This is a genomic window from Chryseobacterium sp. CG10_8 (assembly GCF_058117085.1).
The window spans coordinates 1-5,565 of the sequence record NZ_JBYVEB010000144.1; the positions used below are offsets into that span (position 1 = coordinate 1).

At 34.6% G+C, this 5,565-nt stretch carries 6 protein-coding genes; all 6 read left to right on the forward strand.

The features are described from left to right. On the forward strand, positions 1-1,080 hold a 1,080-nt coding region (locus AC4AGG_RS15060), incomplete at its 5' end, for a toxin-antitoxin system YwqK family antitoxin (RefSeq protein WP_489772842.1). A gap of 131 nt (positions 1,081-1,211) precedes the next feature. After that, positions 1,212-2,096 carry a class A beta-lactamase, subclass A2 gene (gene bla, locus AC4AGG_RS15065; protein ID WP_489772843.1) on the forward strand — a complete coding sequence of 295 codons (885 nt, stop codon included), beginning with the start codon at positions 1,212-1,214 and terminating at the stop codon, positions 2,094-2,096. Positions 2,097-2,120: 24 nt separating this feature from the next. Continuing rightward, complete coding sequence (locus AC4AGG_RS15070; protein ID WP_489772844.1) at positions 2,121-2,936, forward strand: M23 family metallopeptidase; 816 nt, start codon at positions 2,121-2,123, stop codon at positions 2,934-2,936. Between the two features lie 31 nt (positions 2,937-2,967). Further along, the gene (locus AC4AGG_RS15075) at positions 2,968-3,858 is read left to right on the forward strand and encodes a 3-hydroxybutyryl-CoA dehydrogenase (RefSeq protein WP_489772845.1); all 891 of its coding nucleotides are present in this window, start codon (positions 2,968-2,970) and stop codon (positions 3,856-3,858) included. A gap of 71 nt (positions 3,859-3,929) precedes the next feature. Then, positions 3,930-5,261 carry a hypothetical protein gene (locus tag AC4AGG_RS15080; RefSeq protein WP_489772846.1) on the forward strand — a complete coding sequence of 444 codons (1,332 nt, stop codon included), beginning with the start codon at positions 3,930-3,932 and terminating at the stop codon, positions 5,259-5,261. Positions 5,262-5,298: 37 nt separating this feature from the next. Further along, a complete protein-coding gene (locus AC4AGG_RS15085; RefSeq protein ID WP_489772847.1) occupies positions 5,299-5,541 on the forward strand; it encodes a DUF8828 family protein in 243 nt (80 codons plus the stop codon). The last annotated feature ends 24 nt before the right edge of the window (positions 5,542-5,565 follow it).

Sequence of the window (5,565 nt, forward strand, 5' to 3'; positions counted from 1 at the left end):
TTAATATCAGTTCTTTATATTTCACAGGATAAAAAAACATATTTTCCTCAACTATTTTTTAATAAAGCTACTGCTCAAAAAGCCCTAGAGAAAGGAAAATCGACCATTAGAGGAAAAGCCTATGTCTTGACAGGGGAATTTGTAAGCTCAAACAAACAATATGCGGGTAAAAATACTGTTGTAACGCTTTTTCCGGCAACTGAATATTTCGAAGAATGGTATGAACTGAAAAAAGACCACAAAGGGGATAACGTTGTCATGACACCAGAAGCTTTTGCATGGAGACTTGAAACCAAAACTGATGAATACGGAAATTTTGAATTCCCCAACATGAAGCCAGGAAAATATTACCTTGAGACCACCATTGGATATGTAGGAACAGGAAGAGCTGTTGAACAAACAGGCACCGTATATGTAGCGAATGGATTGGGTAATATCACAAGTGCGACGCCTATTTACGAGAGATATTACTATAATTACAATACTTCAGCTAAAGCGAACACCTTTGTGGAAATCACTGAAAATGGACAATTAATTGAAGCTAAATTAAAACCCAATCCGTTTGACGGTTTCAAAAGCGGAAAGCCCTCTTCCACGCAATGTTACCAATTTCACAACCTGCAAAACGGGACCTGTAAGACTTTCCATGCCAACGGAGAAATCAAGATGATAGCTGATTGGAAAGAAAATCTATATGATGGAAATTATGCTGAATTCACTGAAAAAGGAATAAAAGTAGCGGAAGGAAAGTTTAAAAAAGGGTTTAAAATTGGACTTTGGAAAAACTATGACAAGATTAAAGGCAGTTTAGACACCGAAGAAAACTACAAATACCAAAATGGTATGAGCAAATTAGAGGGCCAAGTTAAGTTCTATTATCCTTCGGGGAAAATTGAAGAAGTACAAAATTACATTAATGGCAAACGTCAGGGCGAAGTCACTATATATTACGAAAATGGACAGGTTAAGCAGAAATTAAATTTTCAAGATGATCAATTGAATGGGAAAGCATCTTACTTTGACGATTCTGGAAAACTAGTCAAGGAGGAGATGTATAAGAATGGAGTCAAAGCGAAGTAATTTTGAAAGTTGACATCCTCCAATAATTTCAAAAAAAGTGAATTTCTTCATGGAAAAGCCTCAGATTTGGAATTTTATTTTAACTTTGGACAAGACGTGATTTGATTCAATTTATAATTTAAGATTCATTAATGAAAACGACTTCTACCCTATTATTCCTTCTATTTTCCACTTGTTTTTTCGCACAAAAAATTGACCTCAAAAAAGATATTGACGCCATTACCAAAGACAAAGATGCCATTGTTGCGGTTTCGGTTTTGGGAATTGATTTCCCAATGGAATATCAAAATAAATACGGGTCAAAAAGAATGGTGATGCAAAGCGTTTTCAAGTTTCATATTGCGCTGACAGTGATGGATTGGGTGGATAAAGGAAGATTGAAGTTGGACAAGAAAATTCCTATTAAAAAATCGGATTTATTAGAAGATACTTGGAGTCCAATCCGAGAAGCCTATCCAGCAGGAACACCAGATTTGACACTAGACCAAATTATTGATTATACTGTTGCTCAAAGTGACAATAACGGTTGTGACATTTTACTCAGAATGATTGGAGGTCCCAAATCGGTACAGGAGTTCATGAATTCTAAAAAAGTAAAAAACTTCCAAATCAAGTACAACGAAGAACAAATGCAGCAAGGTTGGAGACGTCAATATGAAAACTATACAACCGCAGAATCGGCTTCTAAATTATTAAAAGAATTTTACGACGGAAAAATCCTAACAAAACCTTCTACAGATTTCCTGATGAATGTAATGTTAGGAACCACAACAGGAACCAACAAGCTTATCGAACAACTACCAAAAGGAACGCCTGTAGCCCACAAAACGGGTTCTTCTTCGACCAATTCAGAGGGAATTACTGCTGCACATAATGATATAGGAATTGTTACCTTACCCAATGGAAGACATTACGCGATTTCAGTGTTTGTCAATGACTCTAAGGAAAGCGAAGAAGATATGTGCAAAATAATTTCGGATGTATCAAAGGTAGTTTGGGATTCTTTGGTGAATTAATTTTATGTAAAAAAAAATTGTTCTGTGAAATTTATTTATTTGCTCTTTTCTCTGTTATCATTTTTATGTAGTGCACAAGCTGATGATAGTCTTCAGCTAAAAATCTACAAGGAGAATATCGAAAGGCAACACACCGTTTTTGCAGACAATAATGAAAACGCCCCTATTTCAGTAGAATTCTCTTGGAATGGCGAAAATATCATTTCATCAACTGCAAAAAAGTTCACTGTTGTACTTCCTGAAAAATCAAAGAGAAATGTCATCATGACATTTTCTGTAGTTCCAAATAAAAAATCAAATTTCGAATATGGAGCAGGATTTGTCTTGGGTGATGTTCGAGATGATAGTAGCGAGAATAATTTTATCTATCAGTTACCTTTTGAAACAGGCAAAAAACACAAAATATATCAAGGATATAATGGAATTTTTTCGCATCGAAATACATATTCGCTAGACTTTGGCCTACAAAAGGAAGAAAATGTCCTAGCTGCAAGGGCAGGAAAGGTTGCAAAAGTAATTATACATCATAATAAATCATGTCCTTCCGAAAATTGTTCAAAATTCAACAATAGAATTATTATACTGCACGAAGATGGTACTTTAGCAGAATATGTACATCTTGCCAAAAACTCAAATAAAGTTAACGAAGGAGACTTTGTTGAAGCAGGTGATGTTATTGCTAAATGTGGAAATACTGGTTTGACACAAGGCTATCATCTTCATTTTTCGGTGTATAGGAACGAAATGGGTGGCACAAGGAGATATTACAAAACACTTTTTAATGCTAGAGAATCTAAAAAACCGACGTATCTTACAGAAGGAAAATACTATACCAAATAAGAATTTAATATAATTTCTGATATATAATAATATGAAAAACATCGTAGTCATCGGAGCTGGAACAATGGGAAATGGAATCGCCCATACGTTTGCACAAACTGGTTTTAAAGTAAGTTTGGTAGATGTAAAGCAAGATAATATTAACCGCGCTTTGCAGATTATCACTACCAATCTCGACCGCATCATTGCAAAAGGAAATCTAACTGAGGAACAAAAACAAGAAACGCTTAACAATATTTCCACTTTTACTGAACTGGGAGATGCTGCAAAAAATGCAGACCTCATCGTGGAAGCTGCAACAGAAAATCTAGACCTGAAATTGAAGATTTTCAAACAAATGGACGAATTAGCTCCAGAGCATTGCATCCTTTCCACCAACACTTCTTCTATCTCAATTACTAAAATTGCGTCAGCAACAAAAAGACCAGAGAAGGTTATCGGAATGCACTTTATGAATCCTGTTCCAATCATGAAACTAGTAGAAATCATTAAAGGCTATTCTACTTCTAAAGAAACCTTTGATGCTATTTTCGAAATGTCCAAAACATTGGGTAAAGTTCCAGTTGAAGTTAATGATTATCCAGGATTTGTCGCTAACAGAATCCTAATGCCGATGATTAATGAGGCTATCGAAACACTTTACAATGGAGTAGCTGGCGTTGAAGAAATTGACACCGTCATGAAGTTAGGTATGGCTCATCCAATGGGACCTCTACAACTAGCTGATTTTATTGGGTTAGATGTTTGCTTAGCAATTCTTAATGTGATGTATGACGGCTTCAAAAATCCAAAATATGCTCCTAATCCACTCCTAGTCAATATGGTGACTGCAGGAAAATTTGGAGTAAAATCTGGTGAAGGTTTCTACGACTATTCCGAATCCAAAAAAGCGGAAAAAGTAGCCAAAATGTTTGCAAAATAATTAGAAATGCCAATTCAATAATGATACAAACCTTATAGATTTTTGCAAATCTATAAGGTTTTTTTACAATAATGAAAGAGACTACAAAAGAAAACACATTCAACAAAGTATTAATTATCATAAGTTTAGCAATGATAATTATTCGTTTTTTATTAAATGAAAAAGGAAGAGTTAATCCTGACTCAATTCGATTTATGAGGACTGCTCACGTTTTTCCTATCGTTGATAATACTATTACTCCATTGGGCTATCCTATAAGTCTGAAATTTTTAACATTTTTTGGATTAGATGAATTTTGGTCAAGCAAGGTCCTAGGAATTGCATGCTATTTCTTCCTCTTATTCTTTGCTTGGAAAAAGAAATTCTATTTCCGAGAAATAGTCCTTACCTGTGGACTTTTCTTATATGTTTCTATCTTTTCTTACACCATGAGCGAGGTATTAATTCTGCCTTTTATCTTTCTCTTGCTTTTTGTCGGGAGACAAATTATCATCGGCGAAATCCAAAACTGGAAAGCAATCCTCTATCTGAGTTTAGCTTTGATTTTAGCTTTCAATGTCAGATACAGTGCACTATTTCTCATGGGCGGCGTTTTCCTTTTCGGTCTAATCTCTTGGAAGAAAAACTATGGAAAATACTTTATGATTTCAGGAGTTATTGGAGTCGTATTTGTAGCACTGTACAAAATTCTGATGATTGACTATTTTAACGAAACATACACCAAAGACAATTTAGATATAGGCCTCAAACCTACTTCTCAACTTCTGTACGAAGCTTTTGAAGGACTTACTACCAGCTTTAATCCTTTTATACATATTCCAAATCCAGGAGGAGGAATAGTTAATTGGGCTATTTTTGGGATCGGATTTTTAAATATAATTGTCTTTGTTTTCCTATCTATTAAAAATCGGCTATCTTCCACAGAAAAATATTTTGTATTCATCGGAACAATAGGGATTGTATGCTCCTTTTTCGTGCAATATTTCTACTCGGTCAACGCATTGGATTACCGACTACTATCTCCTTTCATCCTTTCTATATGGCTGGTTTACTTTAAGAAAATCTATGCAGTATTCGGCAAGCTTACCTATGGTATAACAATCATGAGTTTTGTAACTGGGTTGGCTTTCATTTGGCTTTCTAGAGCTAACTACCTCGAAAACAGAAAGGAAATTACAAATTTTCTCGTTCAGGAGAAATTAATGAATAAGAAAATAAAATACTACGCGCCAGAAATGGAGCATGATGACAATTACAAACAAATCCAAATTGCAGAATTAATTAGTACTGTTAATCCCGAAGTTTATATTACCCATAATCCTAAGGACACCTTAACAAATGAGACTTTAACAGCTTATAAAGTGACCACTAAAATTAAAATTAAGGAGAATAAATTTCAATAAATTTATGTACCTTTGAATAAATCTAAATTAAAGAAAAATGAAATTACCAAAGTTTTTATTGGCTGATAATTCCGAATTTCCGGAAGATTTGTTTGTAGTTCATACCGAATATCCAAGATTTATCCTTAATGTAGAAGAGGAAGAAGTTGAGTGGTTAGATGATTTGGAAGGTGACGACGAGGAAACCATCGCTGACGAAGCAACTAAAGTAGTTGAAGCTGCTTTCAATTGGTGCGATGCAGAACTTGAAAAATACGACGAAGAAGAAGACGAAGAATAATCTCTCGTTTTTAGCTTAAAAATT